Origin of the sequence: Psychrobacillus vulpis (assembly GCF_006861825.1) — a bacterium.
Taxonomy (GTDB): Bacteria; Bacillota; Bacilli; order Bacillales_A; family Planococcaceae; genus Psychrobacillus; species Psychrobacillus vulpis.
On sequence record NZ_VDGI01000005.1, the window covers coordinates 15,702 to 36,543 of the forward strand.

Here is a 20,842-nt window from a genome sequence, read left to right on the forward strand (position 1 = left end):
TAGGGTTCTAATAAAAAGAAAAAGCAGGAGGTACTTCAAATGTTAAATTGGGCGGATAAATTGATACAAGAGTATTCATATCATAAAAAAGAACTAGAGCATTTAAAGACAAAGCTAGATCCAATAAATCCTAAAGATAATGCTGACCTCAAAATTATTAATAGTATGATCGATGATATGTCTTATGCACTTGAATGGATGAGGAAGGAAAGAAGACCTGGCAATCTTCATGGGGTTGATAAAAGGTCTATATATCAACGTCGTGCATTATTGGATATGGATTTATTTCCAACGATTGAATTGGATACAAAGCAAAGTAGTATAAGTGAGGAACAGAAACAGGAGATTATAAATATTTTAGTAGAGCTTTCTCATAGAGAGAGACAATGCTATTTAATGCATATGGCGTATGGGATGAGTCTTACAGAGATTGCAGAGGAGCTGAATTTAAAGAAGAGAACTGTGCAACAATACATTGATCGTGCAAAGGACAAAGTCAAAATACTAGTTTCCTGACGTACACTTGACGTATGAACCCACCTAGTAGTGAAGAGAGTTATTTGCATAAGTAATTGGAATTTGAATGTAAGTTTCAATAATAGATGTTGAATCGTTAAGAAGTTAAAGAGAGTAAATATCTACTAACTCTTTATCAACAATAGTAAAAAAGAGCGTTCCAATTGGAGCGTTCTTTTTGTTTAAAAAAATTGGAGGTGCTGAATGGAGACACTAATCGGTATTGGTTGCACTGTGTTGGGTTTATTAATAGGGATACTTACATTTGGTCGTAACCGCGACAAAGATGTGAAAGCAGATGCAGCAAAAACAGCAGTTATTGAAACTAAGCTTGACACTATAAGTAATGGTGTGGAATCGATTCGAATTGATTTAAAAGCGAATGAGAAGCAAATGGACGTACTATCAGAACGTGTAGCACGAGTGGAGGAAAGCTCTAAGCATGCTCACAAAAGAATCGATAATATCAAAATCGTTCAGGAGGCACCACAAGTATGAAGATTAACTGGAAGGTACGTTTTAAAAATAAGATTTGGGTGATGGGTTTTATTGCCCAATTATTCATTTTAACTGAATTACTTTTGATTGGAGCTCATGCTGCTGGTTTAACGGATTTCCATTTAACAGAGGAAATGAAAGATTGGATATTTGCTGTTATAAATGCAGTGTTTGGATTACTAGCAACTATGGGTAATATTCAAGATCCTACAACAAATAGATTTTCTGATAGTCCACGAGCTATGAAGTATATCGAACCAAAGTAAGTTTTCTTCGGGCGGTTTTTTTAGGGGGTGATTATTATGTGAAGTCAAACAGGTGTACAAGCATTCTTTTCTAGCAATTCAAATCTAATAAGAGGTGATAATGATGGTAAAAGTATTTATTGATGCAGGACATGGTGGAACAGATTCTGGAGCAGTAGGAAATGGATTGCAGGAGAAAAACCTAACATTGCAAATTGCGACTAGAGTCAAAGATATTTTGGTTGCGGAGTACAACAATGTAAGTGTATTAATGAGTCGAACTGGGGATCAGACTTTGACTTTGCCTCAACGTACAAATGCAGCTAATGCTTGGGGAGCAGATTTCCTCCTTTCAGTTCACATTAATGCTGGCGGTGGGACAGGTTATGAGGATTATATCTATCCGGGTACTGGTGTACCTACTACAACTTATCAAAATACAATTCATGCAGAAATATTAAAGCTTGTAAATTATACTGATCGAGGCAAAAAACAAGCAGACTTTCATATGTTACGAGAATCCAATATGCCAGCTCTTTTAACGGAGAATGGATTTATTGATAATGCAAATGATGCGGCAAAGTTAAAAACAGCATCATTTATTGAATCACTTGCCCGAGGTCATGTGAATGGAATTGCAAAGTGCTTTAATCTTCCAAAGAAAAGCACGGCAATTTATCATACTGTTGTAAGTGGTGACACTGTTTATTCCTTAAGTCAGACTTATGGTAGCACAATACAACAAATTAAGGATTGGAATGGTCTTGATGCCAATTACACAATTTATGTAGGACAAGTGTTGAGAGTGAAGTAAATAATAATCAGCCCTACTCACTTATGTGGGTGGGGCTTTTTTTGTGCGGAAATTATACAATTCTGTATATGAAGATAAGTTCCTACAAGTTCACTACTCAAAGTTCCTCGAAGTAGATCCATACCATTCAAAATCCCGATAATGATATAGCAGTCAAGTTGTGGAATCAAAAAATCACCTCTTTAAAGTTTACTAGTTGACATTATACCTTATGGGGTATATTATGATGAATATCAACGAGAACAAGGAGTTGAAAAAATGGACTACGAAACAAAAATGAAAAGCCGCATTAAACGTATGGAAGGGCAACTTCGAGGGATTTTACGTATGATGGAAGAAGGACAAGATTGTAAGGATGTCATTACACAACTTTCAGCAGTCCGTTCAGGCGTTGATCGTACAATTGGTGTCATTGTTAGTGAAAACTTAGTGCGTTGTGTAAATGAAGGTAATGGAGATCAATCAATAATGAATCAATCAATTCAAGAAGCAGTGAATTTATTAGTTCAAAGCCGCTAGATGTGTCTATATATAAGAATAAGAAAATATAAAAGTTTATAGGATGGATTCCGTTCCAAGCGGACGCTTTCCGCGGGGTCTCGTCTGTCTCGCTAATCCCGCAGGAGTCGCCGCTTTTCACTGCATCCATCCATTCTACAAAAAAAGTAATCATGTGCTTTCTATTCATTGTTGGAATGGAGTACTTGGCTACTGCATTACAAAGTGAAGATTTGTAGACAGTTATTGATCAATCCAATCTCCTAAAACAAGCCGTTCACTTTTTAAAAATAGAAAAAAAGAAGTAGTTGTGCTATTCCTACTATTCTTTATCAGTTTCGCTCATTCTATTAATAAACAGCTGCAACGATGAATAGCTACATACTAGTTGATTGGAGCGCAGGCGGCGACTCCAACCGGAATAGCATGAGCTGAAGACCCTGGACTGAGCGCAGCGAGGGAAGCGGCTGAAGCCATGCCGGCGGAAAGCGTCCACAGGAGCGGAAATCAACCGTACTTCTGCGGCTACTTGTTTTAAAAGGACCGGGCGTCTTTTTGCCCTGTTTCTCTTATTTTAAAATAAATTATACCGGTACGTGTATAGGTAAAGGAGATTGAAATGGAAAAGAAGAGAACAACAATCGTATTATTTAGCGGAGATTATGATAAGGCGATGGCAGCGTACATTATTGCAAATGGTGCAGCAGCGTATGACCATGAAGTAACAATTTTCCACACATTTTGGGGATTGAATGCATTACGTAAACAAGAAGATGTAGAAGTGAAAAAAGGCTTCCTTGAAAAAATGTTTGGGAAGATGATGCCACGTGGTGCGGAGCAGCTTGGCTTGTCAAAAATGCAAATGGCAGGTATGGGACCAAAAATGATTAAGCATGTTATCGATAAGCATAATGCGCTGACACTAACGCAACTGATTGAAATGGCGCAGGAACAAGAGATTAAATTAGTGTCGTGTACAATGACGATGGATTTATTAGGTCTTCAACAAGAAGAGCTGCTAGATGGGATTGAGTATGCAGGTGTTGCTGCTTATTTAGCAGATGCGGAAGACGGGAATGTAAACCTATTCATCTAAGGAGGAACTTATGGAAATTACAATTGTCATTGCAGTAATCGTACTTTTTCTTATTTGGCGTATGAAGCCAACAAAAGGTGTAAATACAATTTCAACTGCACAGTTAAAAACAATTTTAAACGATAAAAATAAAATATTTGTGGATGTACGTACACCAGCTGAATTTAAGGGGCGTAACATCATGCAGTTTATAAACATTCCGCTTGGCTCAGATTTCAGTAAGCTACCGAAAGACAAAGAAATCGTAGTTATTTGTCAAAGTGGTATGCGATCAAGTCAAGCATGTAAGCACTTAAAAAAATTAGGCTATGAAAAAGTAGCAAATGTCCGTGGCGGCATGAGCGCCTATTAAAAGGAGAGAGCATGATGAAGGAAATTACAACACTAGAAGTGCAGCAACGTTTAGAAGCTGGCGAAACATTAAACTTAATCGATGTACGTGAAGTGGCAGAGGTAAAAGTAGGTCACATTCCTGGGATTGTCAATATTCCACTTGGATTAATGGAGTTCCGTATGCATGAATTAGATAAAAACAAACCTTATATTATGATTTGTCGTTCAAGTGGTCGCAGTGGTCAAGCGACAGCATTTCTTGAAGAGCAAGGCTATGACGTGACGAACATGGTTGGCGGTATGCTGAATTGGGAAGGAGACGTGCAATAAGTTCATATTTTTTTTGAGTAAAATAATACCCTACTAGGTATGGAGGTAAAGAAAATGATTAAAGCAGATGTACAGTTAGATGCAAAAGGATTAGCTTGTCCTATGCCCATCGTGAAAACGAAAAAGGCAATGAATGGTTTAGAGGATGGACAAGTACTTGAAGTAATCGCAACAGATAAGGGCTCTAAAGCGGATTTAGCAGCATGGGCAAAAACAGTTGGTCACCAATATATCGGTACACAAGAAGAAAACGATGTACTGTATCACTATATTCGCAAATGTGATCCTGGAAAGTCAGATGCAGTAGAGAACCAATTCGAACGCACTATTTCAAATGAAGAAATCGTTGGTCGTACAGGTATCATCTTAGATGTACGTGAAGCAGCAGAATTCGCATTTGGCCATATTGAAGGCGCAAAATCGATGCCGATGGGTGAACTAGAAGCACGTATGAAAGAGCTTGATATGGATCAAGAAATTTATGTTATTTGCCGTACAGGTACACGTTCTGATATGGCAGCACAGCAACTCGCAGATGCAGGTTTTACAAAAGTATATAACGTCTTACCAGGTATGACAGCTTGGAACGGCGAATTAACGAAAAATATTTAATTTATCGGAGGAAACAACAATGTCTAACAAAGTAGCAATTATCGCAAGTAACGGTGGTCTTTTCGACGCATATAAAGTATTCAATATCGCAACTGCAGCAGCAGCTTCAGAAAAAGAAGTAGCAATCTTCTTCACATTTGAAGGACTTAACTTAATCCACAAACAAGCAATGCAAGCACTACCAATGCCAGAAGGAAAAGAATTCATGGCAGAAGGATTTGCAAAAGCAAATGTACCAAACATTCCACAATTAGTGGAAATGGCGCTAGAACTTGGTGTTAAATTTATCGGTTGCCAAATGACAATGGACGTAATGGGCTTAACAACAGCTGATTTCGTAGATGGAATCGAAGTAGGCGGCGCTGTGACATTCCTTGAGTTTGCGAAAGATGCAGCGCCATCACTAACTTTCTAATCGCAAGCTAAGCAACTTTCGACCGTGCACTAGGTGTGAAACCTACTACATTAAAAAAATCAAATAATATATCTGTGGGGGTAATAAATGTGGCAATAAATACATGGACAGCAGCCGATGTGGCACGCAAAGTAATCGACAATGAAGAATTATTCATTTTAGATGTACGTAATGCAGACGCATTTGAAGACTGGAAAATCGATGGTCACAAATTCGAATACTTAAACATTCCTTATTTCGAATTGTTAGATGGTGTAGAAGAAATCTTACCGAAAATCCCAACAAACAAAGAAGTGTTAGTTGTTTGTGCAAAAGAGGGATCGTCCATAATGGTGGCAGAAATGCTTTCAGAAGAAGGCCGTGAAGTCGCTTATCTTGCAGGGGGCATGAAATCGTGGTCAATGTACCTAGAACCTATTAAAGTTGGCGATTTAGAAAGTGGCGGAGAATTATACCAATTCGTCCGTTTAGGTAAAGGTTGCCTGTCTTACATGGTAATTTCCGGTGGCGAGGCAGCGGTAATTGATGCTGTGCGTTTCACCGAAGTGTTCACTAACTTCGCAAAAGAAAAAGGTGTAGAAATCAAGCACGTATTCGATACGCACTTACACGCTGACCATATTTCAGGCGGACGTACGATAGCTGAAGCGACAGGCGCAACTTACTACTTACCAGAAAAAGATGCAGAAGAACTAGTGTTTGATTACACAAAATTAGAAGATGGCTTAACAGTTCAAATCGGTGCTTCAAAAATTGATGTCGGCGCACTTTACTCGCCAGGCCACACAATTGGCTCTACTTCATTCGTAGTAGATGCTAAGTACTTACTGACAGGCGATATTCTATTCATCGATTCAATTGGTCGTCCAGATTTAGCTGGTCTTGCAGAAGACTGGGTAGGCGACTTACGTGAGACTCTTTACAACCGTTACCGTCAGCTAGCAGAAGACTTAATCGTATTACCAGCCCACTTCATGATTATTGATGAATTAAACGTTGATGGTACAGTTTCAAAACGCCTTGGTGATCTATTCGCTAATAATCATGGCTTAAATGTGGAAGACGAAGCAGTATTCCGCAGCATGGTGACAGATAACTTACCACCACAACCAAATGCATACCAACAAATTCGTCAAGTAAACATGGGTAAAATTACACCAGATAACGACGAGCAAACGGAAATGGAAATAGGGCCAAACCGTTGTGCCGTACGCTAGTTAATTGAACTGTTATACCTATACTTGCCTCAATCTCAAGAGGCAAGCTACTGTCTCGCTAGGCAAGGTTAAAAACGGTCTATATCGCTTCCAAAATAAAAGAAAAGAGGACTTACACATGAACATTACAAAACAATTAGACGCAAAAGGCTTAGCATGCCCAATGCCAATCGTAAAAACAAAGAAAGCAATCGACACAATTGAATCAGGTGAAGTATTAGAAGTATTAGTAACAGACAAAGGTGCATTGAATGACTTTAAAGCATGGGCACAAGCTGGTGGTCATACAATCATTGAACAAAAAGAAGAAGCAGGTGTACTGTACTTCTACATTCAAAAAGTATAGAAAATTGAAAAGCGAGTAGCTCGATTTACTCGCTTTTTTTAATCAGAAAGAAGGATTTAACATGGATTTAACATTTATAATTGTAATCTTTGCTCTTGGTTTTATTGGATCATTCCTTTCGGGGATGCTTGGGGTAGGTGGCTCAATTATTAAATACCCGATGCTTCTATATATCCCACCTCTATTTGGATTAGCTGCGTTTACTGCACATGAAGTGTCCGGTATTAGTGCTGTACAAGTATTATTCGCATCGATTGCAGGTGTATGGGCATACCGAAAAGGTGGTTATTTAAATAAAGAATTAATCATTTACATGGGTGGCTCGATTTTAATTGGTAGTTTTATTGGTAGTTATGGTTCTGGCTTTTTATCAGAAGCAGGCGTGAATATTGTTTATGGTGTGTTAGCAATGGTTGCTGCTGTTATGATGTTCATTCCGAAAAAACAAGTCGATGATCAACCAATGAATGAAGTGAAATTTAACAAAGCATTAGCAGCAGGTCTTGCATTAGTTGTGGGAATCGGTTCTGGGATTGTCGGAGCAGCAGGTGGTTTCTTACTTGTACCGATTATGCTTGTCCTATTAAAAATCCCAACGCGTATGACAATTGCAACAAGTTTGGCAGTTACATTTATTTCGTCCATTGGCGGAAGCGTGGGTAAACTATTGACAGGACAAGTTGATTATTGGCCTGCGTTTATTATGATTATCGCGAGTATCATAGCAGCTCCACTTGGCGCTAAATTTGGTAAGAAAATGAATACAAAAATACTGCAAATAATTTTAGCTATTATGATTGCGGCAACTGCTATTAAAATTTGGATAGATATTTTAATGTAATTGGTGAAATAATAATCAGCTATACAATTTAGATGAACAGCGTGTATATAGCAAGTATGAACGATGTTTCCAATGAGATTCATAAAATTTAGTGCAGTTGCCAACTTGAAAAAGCTTGTTTACCAATCTAAAATTTATATCTACCTGTAGAGAACGCTACTATTGGTAAGTCAAAGAGTATAAAGGGAATCCATTTTTAGTGGATTCTTTTTTTTATTATGGAAAAATTCATTTGAAATACTGTACTGAAATATTTGCGATAAATCATTTCTAATAAAAGAGTACTTACTATGCTGGACGATAAAAAAGTTATGACTTGCTCTATCATATATAGAACAAATGTGTTACACTATGAGTAGAACAACGTAAGTAGGAGGTGGCATTATGTTTATCGAAATAGAAGCAAATTCATCCGTGCCAATCTATTTACAATTAGCTCAGCAACTGATTGAGGGTATAGCAAGAGGTGACTTGAAACCAGGGGACTCTCTACCATCCGTTCGGGCATTTGCGGCAGACCTAGGAATGAATATGCATACGGTCAATAAGGCATATCATTATTTAGAAGAAAAAGAGTTCATACAAATCGTCGCAAAATCAGGCGTTATTATACAACCAAACGGAATTCCAAAAGCCTCGGAAAAAGAAAAACAACAACTAGCAGCACAAATCAGACCATTGATAGCAGAAGGATTAGTATTGAAACTGTCCGAGGAAGAGATGGTAGCTATGTTACGAGAGCTTGTACAAGATATTAAGGAGGGGAAATTATGATTACTTTCTTATTTGGATTTATTCTTTTGTTTATTACTGTATTACAAGCTTTTATGCCGAAATTTCTAAAGCAAACAGAGGCATTTGGCGTATATGTTCCTGAACAATATGCTAAGAAAGAGACAGTAGTTCGATTGAAAAAAAGATATACGCAGGTTGTCCTTTCTACAGGATTAATTATCCTCACTGGATATCTGATCTGGTCACTTTCTCAAGAGCCGAACGAAGAAATACTCGCACTTATAAGTGTAGGAGTACAATTTACTACTATTTTTATTAGTATTGGTTATTATTTCATTATGCATTTACGCATGAAGAAGTTGAAAGTGACTGAAGGCTGGGCGACTGGTAAAAATGAAGTACGCGTAGTTGACTTACAATTTCAAAAAAAGCTTCAATTAATACCGAGAATCGTATTTGTAATTCCAATGATTATTACAGTCGGACTAATTATTTATACTTTTATTAAATACGACCAAATGCCAAATATGATTCCAACTCATTGGGGACCTTCTGGACAACCGGACGCATTTAGCGAAAAAACGTATTTTAGTGTTATTTCTTTACCGCTCATTTTACTTGTCATGCAAGGAATGTTCCTCATGATGAGTGAAGGGATGAAGTTTTCGGGTGCAAAGATTAATCCTGCAAATAAAAAAACATCCGTTGAGCAACAACTTGCTTTTCGTAAGTATAGTAGCTGGTTTGCACTATTCATCACTATTACGTTGACTCTTATGATGGGCTATTCTCATTTGCAAACCATTCATCCAGAAATTGCAACTCCGTGGATTATGTTCGCACTGCCACTTGCCTTTTTAGTAATTACCTTTGTTGGAGTAGGCATCTATACAGTAAAGGTTGGCCAAAGTGGCTCGCGCTTGAAAGTAGGAGAGGCTAACCCAAGTATAGAAGATAAAATTGCGGTAGATGACGATAGATACTGGAAAGGAGGAATGTTTTATATTAATAAAGACGATCCAAGCATTTTAGTCGAAAAACGTTTTGGTGTTGGATGGACGTTTAATTTTGCTCGACCAATAAGTTGGATTCTTTTATTCCTACCGCTCATCATTATTATTGCGATTGCATTTAGTTTATAAGGCCCATTATATAGGATTATAAAAATAAGGTGGTCTCTAGTAGCATCAGGAGGCTACCTTATTTCTTGTTTAGAGAACAAATGAATGGTTAGTTGGAAAATCTGACATTTTTCTAAAGAAGGGCTGTCCTCTTACGATTTCAGCCCCAATCCTTTTATTGACTGTTCATTTGCCCAAAAGGTATCGTTTTTAATGTGAGTAATAATGGTAATCCATTACGATTTATTTCAATTGTAACTTCTTTATCTGCCCCGAGTTCGGAGATTATTTTTTCTACATCATCATACGAGTGAGTTGCAGTGCCATTTACTTTAGTTATCATATCTCCAACTTGAATATGACTATCTGCAGGAGTATTTGGTTGTACTTTCACGACTCTTGACCCTAACACTTCCCCCATTTTATATGTTCGATGCAAAATCCCAATCCAACTTCTCCAAAATTTTGAACGGATATCGATTCCTTCTTCATAGATACTTTTTAGGTTTAGCATAAATTGATAAGTTCCGAATAGCATATTATCCATTTCCATCATACCAATATCACCTACCCAAGAACCGGTATATTCTATAGATACTAAGGATCCTTTATCTTGAGGGGTGATTGTCCAAATGGTTAAGTCGTCGTCATCTTCTCTCTTTAACACTAATTTTTTGTGTTCTTCCAGTTCGACAATAGTGCCAATATAACTAACACCCCAACCATAATCGAGGCTCACTTGGCCACCTATTCGAATATCTAGCTCGCAGCTCTTTGTTTCCCATTTATTCCGTTCCTCACTAATCGTTAATGCTTTCCATATTCTCTCTGGTGAAGCCTTTACAAAAATTTCTCTTTGCACCGAATTAATGACTTTCTCCATTATTATCCTCCTCTAAATAGTCCTTTAACTTTACAAGCTTGTTTTCTAAAATAGAACCTAGCTCATGCTGAAGCTTTTGGTAATGATCATAAAAAACCTCGCGTTTCAAACGGTAGAAGCAGTATCTTCCATCCCTTCGTTCTGTAATCAGATTCTCTTCGATTAGAATGGCAAGGTGCTTTTTGAGAGCAGGCTGAGAGATGGAGAAATTCGCAACAAGTTCAGATTGAGTAAGTTCTTTATGAGACACTAAAGTTAGTGTTCGTCTACGTATAGGGTCTGATATTGCCCGATAAAAGTCCGTCATAGAAAGCCTCCACATCGTATAACCTTTTGGTTATATGATAAATATACTAAATAGTTAGAAAAATGTAAATAAAAAAAGGAGTAGTTTCCAACATTTCGGGAACTACTCCTTTTGTGCAGATTCAGATGCCAGCCATCGTAGCAGAAGAACGCTAAGTTGGCGTCTTACACAATAATTATTATTCTGCGTCGAATACTTCTACTTTTTCCATTTTAGCGCCGTTTGACATAGCTTTAGCTACTTCAAGACCACTTGTTACTTTACCGAAAACAGTATGAACACCATTTAAATGTGGTTGTGGTTCATGCACGATGAAGAACTGGCTTGAGCCTGTATCTTTTCCAGCGTGCGCCATTGATAGGCTACCTGCCTCATGTTTATGTGGGTTTCCAGCAGTTTCACATTTAATTGTTTTACCGCTGCCGCCCATACCAGTTCCAGTTGGGTCGCCACCTTGGCTTACAAAACCAGGAATAACACGGTGGAAAATAACCCCGTTGTAAAATCCACTGTTTGCTAGTTCTTCAAAGTTTGCTACTGTGTTAGGTGCTTCATTTGGGAATAAATCAAATTCGATTTTCTCGCCAGAATCCATTAAAAAATATCCTTTTTTCGCCATTCTAAACACTCCTTTTTCAAATAAATCCTTCATAAGTATAGCACGAAAGTGGTACGATACAAAAAGAGGTGAATCATTATGAACGGACAAAATAGAAAAGATGTGAGACCAGGACTAGAAGTAAATATCATTTTGAAAAAAGACCAACGAACTGGTGAAAAAACAAGAGGAATTGTTAAAGATCTATTAACGAATTCGTCCTTTCATCCACATGGTATAAAAGTACGTTTAGAGGATGGACAAATTGGTAGGGTTTGTGAAATATTAAGTTAATCAGAAAAGTGAAAAAGGAGAGCGTACATCATGCAAGTAGAATCACAAATATTACAATGGTTTAATCATTTTCATGAAAATCCAGAAGTAAGCTGGAAGGAATACGAAACAACAAACAAGCTTGCAGAAATATTGGATGAGTTACAAATACCTTATCGTCGTTTCGACGATGTGACAGGATTACTCGCTGAAATTGGAGAAGGAGACGAAGTCATTGCTGTTCGAGCGGACATTGATGCACTTTGGCAAGAAGTAGATGGTGTATATCGCGCGAATCATTCATGTGGGCATGATGCAAATATATCAATGGTTTTAGGAGCGTTATTATTAATTAAAAATGAAAAGCTAAACAAACGTATACGTTTTATATTTCAACCAGCTGAAGAAAAAGGAAATGGTGCCAACGCAATGATTGATCGAGGTGCACTTGAAGATGTAACGCATTTGTTTGGCGTTCATTTACGACCAATCGAAGAGCTTCCATTTGGAAAAGTTTCTCCAGCTATTCATCATGGAGCAGCAATGTTTTTGGAAGGAAAAATAGTTGGAATCGATGCGCATGGTGCACGTCCACATCAAGGCAAAAATGCAATTGACGTGACGGTGGCAATTCATCAAGCACTGAAAAACTTATATTTTTCACCATTTGAAGCTTATTCCGCTAAACTTACAAAAATTCAAGCAGGTGGAGATAGTGCAAATATCATCCCAGGTACAGCAACATTTTCGATTGATGCTCGTGCAGCAAAGAATGATATCTTGTTTAAGATGAAAGACCATATAGAGAAAGATTTACAAGCAATCAAGCAATTGTTTGATATTGACATAGAGTGGGAATGGCAAGACATAACACCAGGAGCTGAAGTGTCTGGAGAAGCAGCAACTATCGCTAGAGAAGGAATTATAGAAGTAGTTGGAATAGAAAACCTTGCTGAAGAAGTAATAACCTCTGGAAGCGATGATTTTCACTTTTACACGATTAGACATCCGGAAGTGAAAGCTGCAATGATTGGGGTTGGAGCAGACCTTGCACCGGGATTACATCATCCGAATATGACGTTTGATCATGCTTCGCTTACAATTGGAGCAAAAGTTATAGCGAAAACGCTTTCAATTATTTCTAAAAAGGATTGACGATAAGTAAATTTGGCTTTATCATTACCCTATTAGCGACGAATAAACGACAATTAGGAATTGTTGCAAAAGTGGCAAAGGGGGAAATAGTATGGGAGAAAAAGATAAAGTATCTATCAAAAAGGAAATTTCTTTAATATGGGCGATTGTTCCTTTGCTAGTGATGATAGCTTGCATGTATATAGCGGTAGTACGATTAGAACAGGGGCCGCATATTCCGTTAATAATAGGAACATCAGTAGCTGCATTAGTAGCCTGGAAGCATGGATTTAGATGGAATGACATTGAAGAAATGATGTACAAAGGAATTAAACTTGCATTACCAGCAGTTGTAATCATTATGTTAGTAGGTTTAACAATTGGTTCTTGGATTGGTGGCGGAGTAGTTGCTACTATGATCTATTTTGGCCTTAAAATTATTACTCCAGCATTGTTTTTAGTGACGATTTGCATAATTTGTATGATTGTATCACTTGCAATCGGTAGTTCTTGGTCCACTATGGGAACAATTGGTGTTGCTGGGATGGGAATTGGACTTAGTATGGGAATACCAGCCCCGATTATTGCGGGAGCAGTTATCTCAGGTGCTTATTTTGGAGATAAGATGTCCCCTCTATCGGACACAACAAATTTAGCAGCTGGGTTAACGAACACAAATCTATTTGTACATATTCGACATATGTTCTATACGACGGTACCGGGGATTCTTATAGCTTTGAGTGTATATGGCTTTTTAGGTATGAAGTATAAGAACAGCAATATCGATCAGGAGGGCATTCTTCAAACAATTTCCATGTTGGAGAAGAGCTTTGTCATTTCTCCTTGGTTATTATTAATACCAGTAGCTGTAATTGTACTTGTTGCCATGAAGGTTCCAGCAATACCAGCTCTAGTTATCGGGATTATCTTAGGATCGTTAGCTCAAGTATTTGTGCAAGGTGGTACTCTTGCTGAAGCAATCGGAGCACTTCAAAGTGGTTTTGTTATTGAAACTGGAAATGCTATGGTAGATGATTTATTTAACCGTGGTGGTTTAGATTCCATGATGTATACTGTATCGATGACGCTTGTCGCAATGACATTCGGAGGGATATTAGAATATTCTGGTATGCTTCAATCCATTATGAATCAAATACTTAAATTAGCAAAATCAGCAGGTACATTAGTAGCATCCACAATTTTAGCTTGTTTCACAACGAATGCAACTTGCTCGGAGCAATACATTTCAATCGTTGTACCTGCACGAATGTTTTCAAATGCTTATACGAAAATGGGGTTACACTCCAAAAACCTTTCTCGTGCATTAGAAGATGGAGGAACACTTACTTCAGTCTTTATACCGTGGAATACTTGCGGAGTCTTTATTTTAGGGACTTTAGGGGTAAGTGCGTTTGAGTATGCTCCTTATGCAATTTTAAATTACGTTGTGCCGCTTTTATCTATTGGGTATGCTATAACTGGTTTCACCATTCAGAAATTAACGAAATCAGAAATAGCAGAAATTCAAGAGAGAGAAGCTTTACAAGGTTAAGAGAAAAAGGAAAGTTCAGCAAAAGCGAACTTTCCTTTTTACACATAAGTAGGAAAATTAATTTCATATACTGCACGGGGACGTCCTTGTTGGTAAGTCATTTCTTCCCCAATAATATGAGCATATCCATGATTTACAAGCTTTTTCAAGATTCGCTCCGTTGTCCGTCTACTTACTTGTAAATAGATTTCTAAATCATATGCTGTAAATTCAGTAGATTTGTGTGAACGGCTAAACTGCATAATTTTAGATAGATTAGCTGGACTTAATGTTGTTTCTTTTGCTAATTGAGCAAGCACTGGGTCATTTGTTTTTAGCTGCACTTGTTTTTGATTGTTTGGATATGGTCCTAACAATTCTTTATTGTCTGTTATTAAATAGGCCGTATTCTCTGCCACGTAAGGGAGGGCGTCCTTCGCATTTTTCGTTGCCTCGGTGACTGTTTTGCCAAATCCAAATGCCACCTTTAATGGAGAGGAAACAAGATTTAGCCAAGTATTTATCGTATTGTTTTCCAGTGCTTTTTGAACAGCACCTTGTGTAGAAAAAAGAGTATAAAAATAATCCTCGCTTTTTACAACACTTGCATGAATGGAGCTTGAAATTTTCTTTAATACTTCATCCGAAATAGTACTATCATTCATTAATTGTATATAACCGACAGCAATTTTGGCAGACTGACTTTTTGCAAGAAGTGCCATTGATTTGGTCTCTTCAATCCCTTTTATTATAGAACTTTTAGGATCAATCATAGGAATAACAGATATATTATTTACTCGTAATTCTTGATATACTGCATGAATACTAGTTATTGCAAGTGATGACTGTCCGTTCTCTTGCAATTTAGAATGAAATGCAACAACTTCCTGTAAGTTAAATGTAGGATCAATTATCATCATATAAGGGTGTTGCTCCGATTGCCCAACATCTTGAAGTAGGCCATGCACAAGTTGTGGTTCTATTAAATCTATTGATATCTCCTGAATAGGAATAAAATTAGAATAGCAAGTAGATAATAATGTTGTAGCTATAGCTGTACCATCTTGTTTTAAGTAATGGGTAGGTACAGGTAGTTGCTCTCTCCGCTCTTTCGTATATAAGTAAGGTAGAGATCCTGAGAAAAATACCGCATCACATGGTGTAATATTTGGGACAATATCTATTGCTTCGATGGGCGAATTATAGATATAATAATCCAAACGGATAGTAGGCAGTTCCTCTTCTAATTGCTTTAGACGCTCAATAAAATCGGTAGATCCAAGTACTGCAATGCGTGTAATCATTGACGCACCCCTTTTTTTATTTTTTAAACGACTATTTAACGACAACTATAACTGGAAAAATTAAACTTGTAAAGAAAGTAGGAAAAATAAATTGAAAATTAAAGAAATTGATATTTATGCTATTAGATTACCATTAGTAGACCCATTTATCATTAGCTATCACACGTATGATGATATGCCATCTATTATTGTTAAACTTACAACTGAGGAAGGGCTAGTCGGTTACGGAGAAGCTGTTGCGGATGAGCATGTAACAGGAGAAACGTGGGAAAGCACATATGCATTATTGCAAAATACTTTGGCGCCATTGTTAATCGGAGAGAATCCAATGGAGTTTGAACGTTTGCATGAAAAGATGGATAAAGCAGTTTATCAAGCACCTGCTGCAAAAGCGGCTATTGATATAGCGTGCTACGATGTAGTAGGAAAGAAATTAGGTGTGCCAGTTTATCAGCTACTTGGTGGGCGATACCATGAGAAGTTTCCTATTACTCATGTATTAAGTATTGGAACACCGGAGTCGATGGCAGCAGAAGCGGAAAGTCGAATAAAAGAAGGCTATTCATCGTTTAAAATGAAAGTCGGCACAGAAGTACAAGCAGATGTTAAACGTATTCAAGCTGTACGTGAAAAAGTAGGCGAAGACATCGCAATTCGTGTAGATGTGAACCAAGGATGGAAAAATAGTGCCAATACAATTACAGCAATGCGTCAACTAGAGCATACGGGATTAGATTGGTTGGAGCAGCCAGTAGTTGCAGATGATTTTAATGGTATGGTAGAAATTAAGGCTAAAACAAGTACGCCACTTATGATGGATGAAGGCTTAAGAGGAATTCGAGATATGCGCGAATTAATCGAGAAACAAGCGGCACATAAAGTAAATATTAAACTAATGAAATGTGGAGGAATTTATCCAGCAATGAAGCTTGCACATATGGCAGAAATGGCAGGAATAGAATGTCAAATCGGTTCTATGGTAGAGTCTTCTATTGGATCAGCAGCAGGATTCCACGTAGCATTTTCGAAAAAAGCGTTTACGAGTGTAGAGTTAACTGGGCCACTTAAATTCTCAAAAGATGTAGGGAATCTACATTATGATGTGCCATTTATTAAGTTAAATGAACAACCTGGTTTAGGAATTGAAATTGATGAGGCTGTTTTACAAGAGCTAACTGAGTATTCCACTAAAGTGACAAAGTAAGAGGAAGTGTTGACATGAAAGAATGGAAGGGCAAGCTTGGCGAGAAAGAATATGTAGTTCGAGAGCTGACAACGGAGAGTATGGACAGCATTTTAAGTATACAGGATAAAGTTCTTGAAACTCTCACAAACAAAGAGTTCCTTCAACCATTAACAAAAGAAGAATTTGTACATTCTATTGAGAATGCTTTAATGGTTGGTGTTTTCGTGGGTGAGGAGTTAATCGCTTTTCGCGCATTAGCTATACCGGAAATAGATGAACATCACTTAGGATATGACATTGGACTTCAAACAGAACAATTGGACAACGTTGTCTATCAAGAAATTACGAATGTTCACCCAGATTATCGTGGATTCGGATTGCAAAAAAAACTAGGTGTTATCGTAATGGAACTTTTAGACGCATCTCCATTTACGCATGTATGTGCAACAGTGGCACCGTTTAATATAGCAAGTTTAAAGGACAAACTAAGCCAAGGTATGGTTATTGGAGCTCTAAAAAAGAAATACGGAGAAATGTTGCGTTATGTATTTTATAAAAAACTGCATGAAGATCGTGTAGTAGGTAACGAAGTTTTGGAAATCAATATGGATGACACTGCAAAACAACGGCAACTACTTGAAGAAGGCTGGATAGGAATAAGCATTTTGCAAAAAGAAGATGATTGGTACGTTACGTTTGAAAAGCGAGGAACGTACATATAAAAAAGGAAAACACCTAGGGATTCATAATGAATCCCTAGGTGTTTTAGACTGTATACAGTCTTATTTAATTTAAAATAAATTAATGATTGAAAGAAGTAGATATTCGCTGCGGGGAAACACTTTCTGTTGACGCGACTTGAGCCTCTTCGTTCCCTAAGCTCGAGGGCACTGAAAAAGTCCCTATGATTCGACTTTGCTAGATGTGGTTGTCCAATAACCGAATAAATAAGAAAATCGTTGCAATGGCTCCCTTTCCGCGGGCATTGCCTCAGCCTCCTCGCTGCGCTGCGGGTCTTCGGCTAATGCTATTCCCGCAGGAGTGTCGCCTTTTTCAACGATTTTCTAAAACTAAAAAAGTAGAGTGTGGATTGTAGAGAGATCCCCCTCTACTTTTCTAGTTTTTGAGAAACCCCATTTTTATTCGCTCTAAATTTCTAATAGTTCAGTAATTAGTATGAGACTCACTCAAGACCAATGGCTGAATTCAAAATAGGAAAAATGAATTATAGTGAGAATAATAAGAAAATAGCTGGAGACAACTTAGGATTAATGTTAGCTCCACAGTATAAGGGGCGCAATACAATGAAAAATTTATATAACGATTCTCGTTTCCGTCTTATTATTTTTGCTAATATTGCATCATCGATTGGATCCGGAATAACTATGATAGCAGTACCATGGATGCTTGTATCAAGCAATAATGGAAGTGCGGTATTTGGCTATGTAACAATATGCATGACTATTATTAGTTTCTTAATTACCCCACTAGTAGGTAATCTAATTGATAAAATGTCTCGAAAGAAGCTACTCTTAACTAGTAAGATAGTAAGTTTAATTGTGTTACTTGCTTTTTCACTTATCGGTTTTGTTGGGCTATCCTATGAAGTCTGGCATTACATAATCATTTATATGATTGGCAGTTTGTATTACACGATTTTTTATCCTACAATGTTTGCTTTAAATCAAGAAATTTTCCAAAAAGATCAATACAAAACACTAAATGGAACAATGGAAGTTCAAGGGCAGCTTTCTAGCGTTATAGCTGGTGCTTTAGCAAGTATTTTACTGTCTAAATGGGATTTTCAATATATATTGTTATTAGACGTATTATCTTACGCGGCAGCAATTTACTTTTACTTAAAAATTCCTTATACATGGACCAATATTAGAAAAACAAAAAGCATTTCTAAGTCAAGAGCAACTGAAGGTTTAATGTATATGTTGAAACGACCAGCAATGTTCCTATTTTTAATGTTTTCAGTTATGCCGTTTATTGGCGTCATGATAACGAATTATTTATTTCCAGTGTATTTAGCTGACGTGCTAAAAACTTCTGGGAGTTTCTATGGGATTCAAGGAATGATTTATGGGGTAGGCGCAGTAATTGCAGGTATTATCGTCCCTATTATTGCTCGAAAAATTGGGGATGAAAAAACAATCATTTATAGCGTAATTACTTATACGATTGCCATTTCGCTGATTATTTTTGCCAATGTACCATTCTATTTGTCTCTTATGTTTTTTATAGCTCTAGGAAATAGTGGTGCAAGAGTAGCTAGGAACTCTTTTTTAATGGATAAGGTTCCTAACGAATTAATGGGGAGGGTCGATAGCCTGTTTCGAACAATTGGACTTTTGTTAAGGATTGTATTACTAGCTATCTTCACTGAAATGGTTTCTACAGGTTTAATCATTTATTGCTTTATTATGCTTAGTGGAATACTAATCGTAGCCTCTATATTCGTCACTTTAACTTGGAAAAAGGGATTTGAAGCAAATGAAAATGACATCAGTCTTGAAGTGGAACCTAAGCTAATAGCAAAATAATTTTTTGAGGATACACTGAACTTGAATAAGTCACCAAGATGTGTATAATATAAAATAATTGTATACGTAAAATGTTTTCTAGGGTTCCGCAACGATGAAGTTGGTCTGAGACCGAGAGAAAACTCACAGCTTTGCTGTGTCACGGAAGGATAAAAGCCTGGGAGAAACTGTTTAACAGTTTTCTCTCAGGCTTTTTTGTTTTTTATATCCACAAATATAGGAGGTTATTATTTTATGAACAAAGATTGGTTGAAAGTTTTAATTGCAGCTTTTTTTGAAGTTTTTTGGGTTATCGGTTTAAAACATGCAAGTGATTTCTGGACTTGGTCAGGAACTGTTATTTCCATCATTGTCAGCTTCTATTTAATGATTGAAGCTGGTCGAAAACTGCCTGTAGGTACTGTATATGCTGTTTTTGTTGGAATGGGTACCGCAGGAACTGTTATATCCGAAATTCTCTTCTTCGGAGAACCATTTAAAGTAAGTAAAGTTTTATTAATTTTATTACTATTAGCAGGAGTAGTTGGATTGAAGTTAGTTACAAAAGACAAAGTTCAAGAAGGAGATGAGTCGTAATGGCATGGGTTTCTCTGTTAGTAGCAGGAATATTTGAGATGTTTGGTGTTACCATGATTAACAAATTGCACAAGGAACGTAACTGGCAGTCGTTAGTCCTTCTAATTCTCGGGTTTGGCGGAAGTTTTCTATTTCTTGCATACGCAATGACATCACTTCCTATGGGAACAGCTTATGCTATTTGGACTGGGATAGGTGCTTCTGGAGGAGCTATTTTAGGTATGATCTTATACGGGGAACCAAAAGATTGGAAAAGACTTGTCTTTATCGCAATGGTATTAGGAGCAGCGATAGGATTAAAACTAGTCTCTTAAAAAACAGGAAAGCACCTAGTAAGAAAGATAATTCACTAGGTGTTTTTTGTTAGAATTTTTCCCCATAAAGTATATTACCTTTTTCATCATATGCTTTCATCATAATTGGCATATTTAATTTGTCTGTATTAATAGGGGCATACCACAACCATAAGTTGTCTTGGATTTTCAGCTTGTTTGGCTGAATATCGTTTTCACTTGTTATTACAATAGACTTAATGTTATCAGTTGCTAAACCCCAAAGCATAGGGAGTCCATTTGGAGGACTAATACTACCACTCCAAGTTAGGGAATCATCAGCAACCATAATCCAATTTAAATTAAGTGCACTAGAAGTTGTTTCTACTTTTGATAGTTTATCGTCTATCAGTGATTATGAACGTTTTGTTTTTCTATTCATTACGTAAAATGCTGTACCAGCAATAAATAAACCAGTACTTAGCCACAAAGCTATTCCGTTCCACTCTCCATTAAATAATGTAATATTGGTCAGAGTAATAAATTGCATTAAAACAATGACTATATATAATCCGGTTATCGCTCTCATAAAAATTTACTCCTTTCAAAAAA

General features: G+C 37.1%; 29 protein-coding genes and 1 riboswitch. Of the genes, 23 read left to right on the plus strand and 6 right to left on the minus strand.

Going from position 1 to position 20,842, the window contains the following annotated elements:
* Positions 1-39 precede the first annotated feature (39 nt).
* The 15 genes from FG384_RS06680 (at position 40) to FG384_RS06750 (ending at position 9,638) form a co-directional block, all read left to right on the plus strand.
* Positions 40-516, plus strand: coding sequence for a sigma-70 family RNA polymerase sigma factor (locus FG384_RS06680; protein ID WP_142641820.1), 477 nt, complete (start codon positions 40-42; stop codon positions 514-516).
* Positions 517-720: 204 nt separating this feature from the next.
* Complete coding sequence (locus tag FG384_RS06685) at positions 721-1,014, plus strand: hypothetical protein (protein ID WP_142641821.1); 294 nt, start codon at positions 721-723, stop codon at positions 1,012-1,014.
* Positions 1,011-1,280, plus strand: a complete 270-nt coding sequence (locus tag FG384_RS06690; protein WP_142641822.1) for a phage holin — start codon at positions 1,011-1,013, stop codon at positions 1,278-1,280. The genes FG384_RS06685 and FG384_RS06690 overlap by 4 nt, the downstream gene beginning before the upstream one ends.
* Before the next feature lie 103 nt (positions 1,281-1,383).
* Positions 1,384-2,073 carry an N-acetylmuramoyl-L-alanine amidase family protein gene (locus FG384_RS06695; protein ID WP_142641823.1) on the plus strand — a complete coding sequence of 230 codons (690 nt, stop codon included), beginning with the start codon at positions 1,384-1,386 and terminating at the stop codon, positions 2,071-2,073.
* A gap of 258 nt (positions 2,074-2,331) precedes the next feature.
* Positions 2,332-2,592, plus strand: coding sequence for a metal-sensitive transcriptional regulator (locus tag FG384_RS06700; RefSeq protein WP_142641824.1), 261 nt, complete (start codon positions 2,332-2,334; stop codon positions 2,590-2,592).
* A gap of 598 nt (positions 2,593-3,190) precedes the next feature.
* Positions 3,191-3,667: a DsrE/DsrF/DrsH-like family protein gene (locus tag FG384_RS06705; RefSeq protein WP_142641825.1), complete on the plus strand. Its 477-nt coding sequence runs from the start codon at positions 3,191-3,193 to the stop codon at positions 3,665-3,667.
* Between the two features lie 10 nt (positions 3,668-3,677).
* Complete coding sequence (locus FG384_RS06710; RefSeq protein WP_142641826.1) at positions 3,678-4,019, plus strand: rhodanese-like domain-containing protein; 342 nt, start codon at positions 3,678-3,680, stop codon at positions 4,017-4,019.
* Positions 4,020-4,033: 14 nt separating this feature from the next.
* Positions 4,034-4,330, plus strand: coding sequence for a rhodanese-like domain-containing protein (locus FG384_RS06715; protein ID WP_142641827.1), 297 nt, complete (start codon positions 4,034-4,036; stop codon positions 4,328-4,330).
* A gap of 54 nt (positions 4,331-4,384) precedes the next feature.
* Positions 4,385-4,942 (plus strand): sulfurtransferase TusA family protein, encoded by a 558-nt coding sequence (locus FG384_RS06720; RefSeq protein WP_142641828.1) that lies wholly within the window; start codon positions 4,385-4,387, stop codon positions 4,940-4,942.
* A gap of 19 nt (positions 4,943-4,961) precedes the next feature.
* Positions 4,962-5,357 (plus strand): DsrE/DsrF/DrsH-like family protein, encoded by a 396-nt coding sequence (locus tag FG384_RS06725; protein WP_142641829.1) that lies wholly within the window; start codon positions 4,962-4,964, stop codon positions 5,355-5,357.
* 89 nt (positions 5,358-5,446) lie between these two features.
* Positions 5,447-6,574 (plus strand): MBL fold metallo-hydrolase, encoded by a 1,128-nt coding sequence (locus FG384_RS06730; protein WP_142641830.1) that lies wholly within the window; start codon positions 5,447-5,449, stop codon positions 6,572-6,574.
* 118 nt (positions 6,575-6,692) lie between these two features.
* A complete protein-coding gene (locus FG384_RS06735; RefSeq protein ID WP_142641831.1) occupies positions 6,693-6,920 on the plus strand; it encodes a sulfurtransferase TusA family protein in 228 nt (75 codons plus the stop codon).
* A gap of 61 nt (positions 6,921-6,981) precedes the next feature.
* Entirely contained in the window at positions 6,982-7,761 is a 780-nt protein-coding gene (locus FG384_RS06740; protein WP_142641832.1) for a sulfite exporter TauE/SafE family protein, read from the plus strand.
* 384 nt (positions 7,762-8,145) lie between these two features.
* Positions 8,146-8,535, plus strand: a complete 390-nt coding sequence (locus tag FG384_RS06745) for a GntR family transcriptional regulator (protein ID WP_142641833.1) — start codon at positions 8,146-8,148, stop codon at positions 8,533-8,535.
* Positions 8,532-9,638, plus strand: a complete 1,107-nt coding sequence (locus tag FG384_RS06750; protein WP_142641834.1) for a DUF1648 domain-containing protein — start codon at positions 8,532-8,534, stop codon at positions 9,636-9,638. Before FG384_RS06745 ends, FG384_RS06750 begins: the two co-directional genes overlap by 4 nt.
* A gap of 154 nt (positions 9,639-9,792) precedes the next feature.
* Here the strand turns inward: FG384_RS06750 and FG384_RS06755 are convergent, their stop codons facing one another.
* The 3 genes from FG384_RS06755 to FG384_RS06765 form a co-directional block, all read right to left on the minus strand.
* Entirely contained in the window at positions 9,793-10,500 is a 708-nt protein-coding gene (locus FG384_RS06755) for an SRPBCC domain-containing protein (protein WP_142641835.1), read from the minus strand.
* Positions 10,484-10,807 (minus strand): ArsR/SmtB family transcription factor, encoded by a 324-nt coding sequence (locus tag FG384_RS06760; protein ID WP_142641836.1) that lies wholly within the window; start codon positions 10,805-10,807, stop codon positions 10,484-10,486. Before FG384_RS06760 ends, FG384_RS06755 begins: the two co-directional genes overlap by 17 nt.
* 178 nt (positions 10,808-10,985) lie before the next feature.
* Positions 10,986-11,426: a peptidylprolyl isomerase gene (locus FG384_RS06765; RefSeq protein ID WP_142641837.1), complete on the minus strand. Its 441-nt coding sequence runs from the start codon at positions 11,424-11,426 to the stop codon at positions 10,986-10,988.
* A gap of 78 nt (positions 11,427-11,504) precedes the next feature.
* Between FG384_RS06765 and FG384_RS06770 the strand changes: the two genes are divergently transcribed.
* The 3 genes from FG384_RS06770 (at position 11,505) to nhaC (ending at position 14,364) form a co-directional block, all read left to right on the plus strand.
* Complete coding sequence (locus FG384_RS06770; protein WP_142641838.1) at positions 11,505-11,699, plus strand: YwbE family protein; 195 nt, start codon at positions 11,505-11,507, stop codon at positions 11,697-11,699.
* A 30-nt stretch (positions 11,700-11,729) separates the two neighbouring features.
* Entirely contained in the window at positions 11,730-12,833 is a 1,104-nt protein-coding gene (locus tag FG384_RS06775) for an amidohydrolase (protein WP_142641839.1), read from the plus strand.
* Positions 12,834-12,948: 115 nt separating this feature from the next.
* On the plus strand, positions 12,949-14,364 hold the full coding sequence (gene nhaC / locus FG384_RS06780; protein ID WP_142641961.1) for a Na+/H+ antiporter NhaC: 1,416 nt from the start codon (positions 12,949-12,951) through the stop codon (positions 14,362-14,364).
* Positions 14,365-14,402: 38 nt separating this feature from the next.
* On the opposite strand, the gene FG384_RS06785 is transcribed toward nhaC, so the two are convergent.
* On the minus strand, positions 14,403-15,647 hold the full coding sequence (locus FG384_RS06785) for a transcriptional regulator (RefSeq protein WP_142641840.1): 1,245 nt from the start codon (positions 15,645-15,647) through the stop codon (positions 14,403-14,405).
* A 91-nt stretch (positions 15,648-15,738) separates the two neighbouring features.
* On the opposite strand from FG384_RS06785, the gene FG384_RS06790 reads away from it, so the two are divergent.
* From FG384_RS06790 to FG384_RS06810, 5 genes are all read left to right on the plus strand, one after another.
* Positions 15,739-16,851 (plus strand): mandelate racemase/muconate lactonizing enzyme family protein, encoded by a 1,113-nt coding sequence (locus FG384_RS06790; protein WP_142641841.1) that lies wholly within the window; start codon positions 15,739-15,741, stop codon positions 16,849-16,851.
* A gap of 14 nt (positions 16,852-16,865) precedes the next feature.
* The gene (locus FG384_RS06795; RefSeq protein ID WP_142641842.1) at positions 16,866-17,555 is read left to right on the plus strand and encodes a GNAT family N-acetyltransferase; all 690 of its coding nucleotides are present in this window, start codon (positions 16,866-16,868) and stop codon (positions 17,553-17,555) included.
* 582 nt (positions 17,556-18,137) lie between these two features.
* Positions 18,138-19,382 (plus strand): MFS transporter, encoded by a 1,245-nt coding sequence (locus FG384_RS06800; RefSeq protein ID WP_142641843.1) that lies wholly within the window; start codon positions 18,138-18,140, stop codon positions 19,380-19,382.
* A 67-nt stretch (positions 19,383-19,449) separates the two neighbouring features.
* Positions 19,450-19,548, plus strand: a riboswitch (guanidine-I (ykkC/yxkD leader).
* Between the two features lie 68 nt (positions 19,549-19,616).
* On the plus strand, positions 19,617-19,958 hold the full coding sequence (locus tag FG384_RS06805; protein ID WP_142641844.1) for a DMT family transporter: 342 nt from the start codon (positions 19,617-19,619) through the stop codon (positions 19,956-19,958).
* Positions 19,958-20,272 (plus strand): DMT family transporter, encoded by a 315-nt coding sequence (locus FG384_RS06810; protein ID WP_142641845.1) that lies wholly within the window; start codon positions 19,958-19,960, stop codon positions 20,270-20,272. The genes FG384_RS06805 and FG384_RS06810 overlap by 1 nt, the downstream gene beginning before the upstream one ends.
* 49 nt (positions 20,273-20,321) lie before the next feature.
* Here the strand turns inward: FG384_RS06810 and FG384_RS06815 are convergent, their stop codons facing one another.
* Complete coding sequence (locus FG384_RS06815; RefSeq protein WP_142641846.1) at positions 20,322-20,579, minus strand: hypothetical protein; 258 nt, start codon at positions 20,577-20,579, stop codon at positions 20,322-20,324.
* 66 nt (positions 20,580-20,645) lie between these two features.
* Positions 20,646-20,819, minus strand: coding sequence for a hypothetical protein (locus tag FG384_RS19755; protein ID WP_166462395.1), 174 nt, complete (start codon positions 20,817-20,819; stop codon positions 20,646-20,648).
* Positions 20,820-20,842: the final 23 nt, after the last annotated feature.

What these genes read in the sequence shown, in the direction of transcription:
- FG384_RS06680 (WP_142641820.1), top strand. Translation starts at nt 40, where the DNA reads ATGTTAAATTGGGCGGATAAATTGATACAAGAGTATTCATATCATAAA.
- FG384_RS06685 (WP_142641821.1), top strand. Translation starts at nt 721, where the DNA reads ATGGAGACACTAATCGGTATTGGTTGCACTGTGTTGGGTTTATTAATA.
- FG384_RS06690 (WP_142641822.1), top strand. Translation starts at nt 1,011, where the DNA reads ATGAAGATTAACTGGAAGGTACGTTTTAAAAATAAGATTTGGGTGATG.
- FG384_RS06695 (WP_142641823.1), top strand. Translation starts at nt 1,384, where the DNA reads ATGGTAAAAGTATTTATTGATGCAGGACATGGTGGAACAGATTCTGGA.
- FG384_RS06700 (WP_142641824.1), top strand. Translation starts at nt 2,332, where the DNA reads ATGGACTACGAAACAAAAATGAAAAGCCGCATTAAACGTATGGAAGGG.
- FG384_RS06705 (WP_142641825.1), top strand. Translation starts at nt 3,191, where the DNA reads ATGGAAAAGAAGAGAACAACAATCGTATTATTTAGCGGAGATTATGAT.
- FG384_RS06710 (WP_142641826.1), top strand. Translation starts at nt 3,678, where the DNA reads ATGGAAATTACAATTGTCATTGCAGTAATCGTACTTTTTCTTATTTGG.
- FG384_RS06715 (WP_142641827.1), top strand. Translation starts at nt 4,034, where the DNA reads ATGAAGGAAATTACAACACTAGAAGTGCAGCAACGTTTAGAAGCTGGC.
- FG384_RS06720 (WP_142641828.1), top strand. Translation starts at nt 4,385, where the DNA reads ATGATTAAAGCAGATGTACAGTTAGATGCAAAAGGATTAGCTTGTCCT.
- FG384_RS06725 (WP_142641829.1), top strand. Translation starts at nt 4,962, where the DNA reads ATGTCTAACAAAGTAGCAATTATCGCAAGTAACGGTGGTCTTTTCGAC.
- FG384_RS06735 (WP_142641831.1), top strand. Translation starts at nt 6,693, where the DNA reads ATGAACATTACAAAACAATTAGACGCAAAAGGCTTAGCATGCCCAATG.
- FG384_RS06740 (WP_142641832.1), top strand. Translation starts at nt 6,982, where the DNA reads ATGGATTTAACATTTATAATTGTAATCTTTGCTCTTGGTTTTATTGGA.
- FG384_RS06745 (WP_142641833.1), top strand. Translation starts at nt 8,146, where the DNA reads ATGTTTATCGAAATAGAAGCAAATTCATCCGTGCCAATCTATTTACAA.
- FG384_RS06750 (WP_142641834.1), top strand. Translation starts at nt 8,532, where the DNA reads ATGATTACTTTCTTATTTGGATTTATTCTTTTGTTTATTACTGTATTA.
- FG384_RS06755 (WP_142641835.1), bottom strand. Translation starts at nt 10,500, where the DNA reads ATGGAGAAAGTCATTAATTCGGTGCAAAGAGAAATTTTTGTAAAGGCT.
- FG384_RS06760 (WP_142641836.1), bottom strand. Translation starts at nt 10,807, where the DNA reads ATGACGGACTTTTATCGGGCAATATCAGACCCTATACGTAGACGAACA.
- FG384_RS06765 (WP_142641837.1), bottom strand. Translation starts at nt 11,426, where the DNA reads ATGGCGAAAAAAGGATATTTTTTAATGGATTCTGGCGAGAAAATCGAA.
- FG384_RS06770 (WP_142641838.1), top strand. Translation starts at nt 11,505, where the DNA reads ATGAACGGACAAAATAGAAAAGATGTGAGACCAGGACTAGAAGTAAAT.
- FG384_RS06775 (WP_142641839.1), top strand. Translation starts at nt 11,730, where the DNA reads ATGCAAGTAGAATCACAAATATTACAATGGTTTAATCATTTTCATGAA.
- FG384_RS06785 (WP_142641840.1), bottom strand. Translation starts at nt 15,647, where the DNA reads ATGATTACACGCATTGCAGTACTTGGATCTACCGATTTTATTGAGCGT.
- FG384_RS06795 (WP_142641842.1), top strand. Translation starts at nt 16,866, where the DNA reads ATGAAAGAATGGAAGGGCAAGCTTGGCGAGAAAGAATATGTAGTTCGA.
- FG384_RS06800 (WP_142641843.1), top strand. Translation starts at nt 18,138, where the DNA reads ATGAAAAATTTATATAACGATTCTCGTTTCCGTCTTATTATTTTTGCT.
- FG384_RS06805 (WP_142641844.1), top strand. Translation starts at nt 19,617, where the DNA reads ATGAACAAAGATTGGTTGAAAGTTTTAATTGCAGCTTTTTTTGAAGTT.
- FG384_RS06810 (WP_142641845.1), top strand. Translation starts at nt 19,958, where the DNA reads ATGGCATGGGTTTCTCTGTTAGTAGCAGGAATATTTGAGATGTTTGGT.
- FG384_RS06815 (WP_142641846.1), bottom strand. Translation starts at nt 20,579, where the DNA reads ATGGTTGCTGATGATTCCCTAACTTGGAGTGGTAGTATTAGTCCTCCA.
- FG384_RS19755 (WP_166462395.1), bottom strand. Translation starts at nt 20,819, where the DNA reads ATGAGAGCGATAACCGGATTATATATAGTCATTGTTTTAATGCAATTT.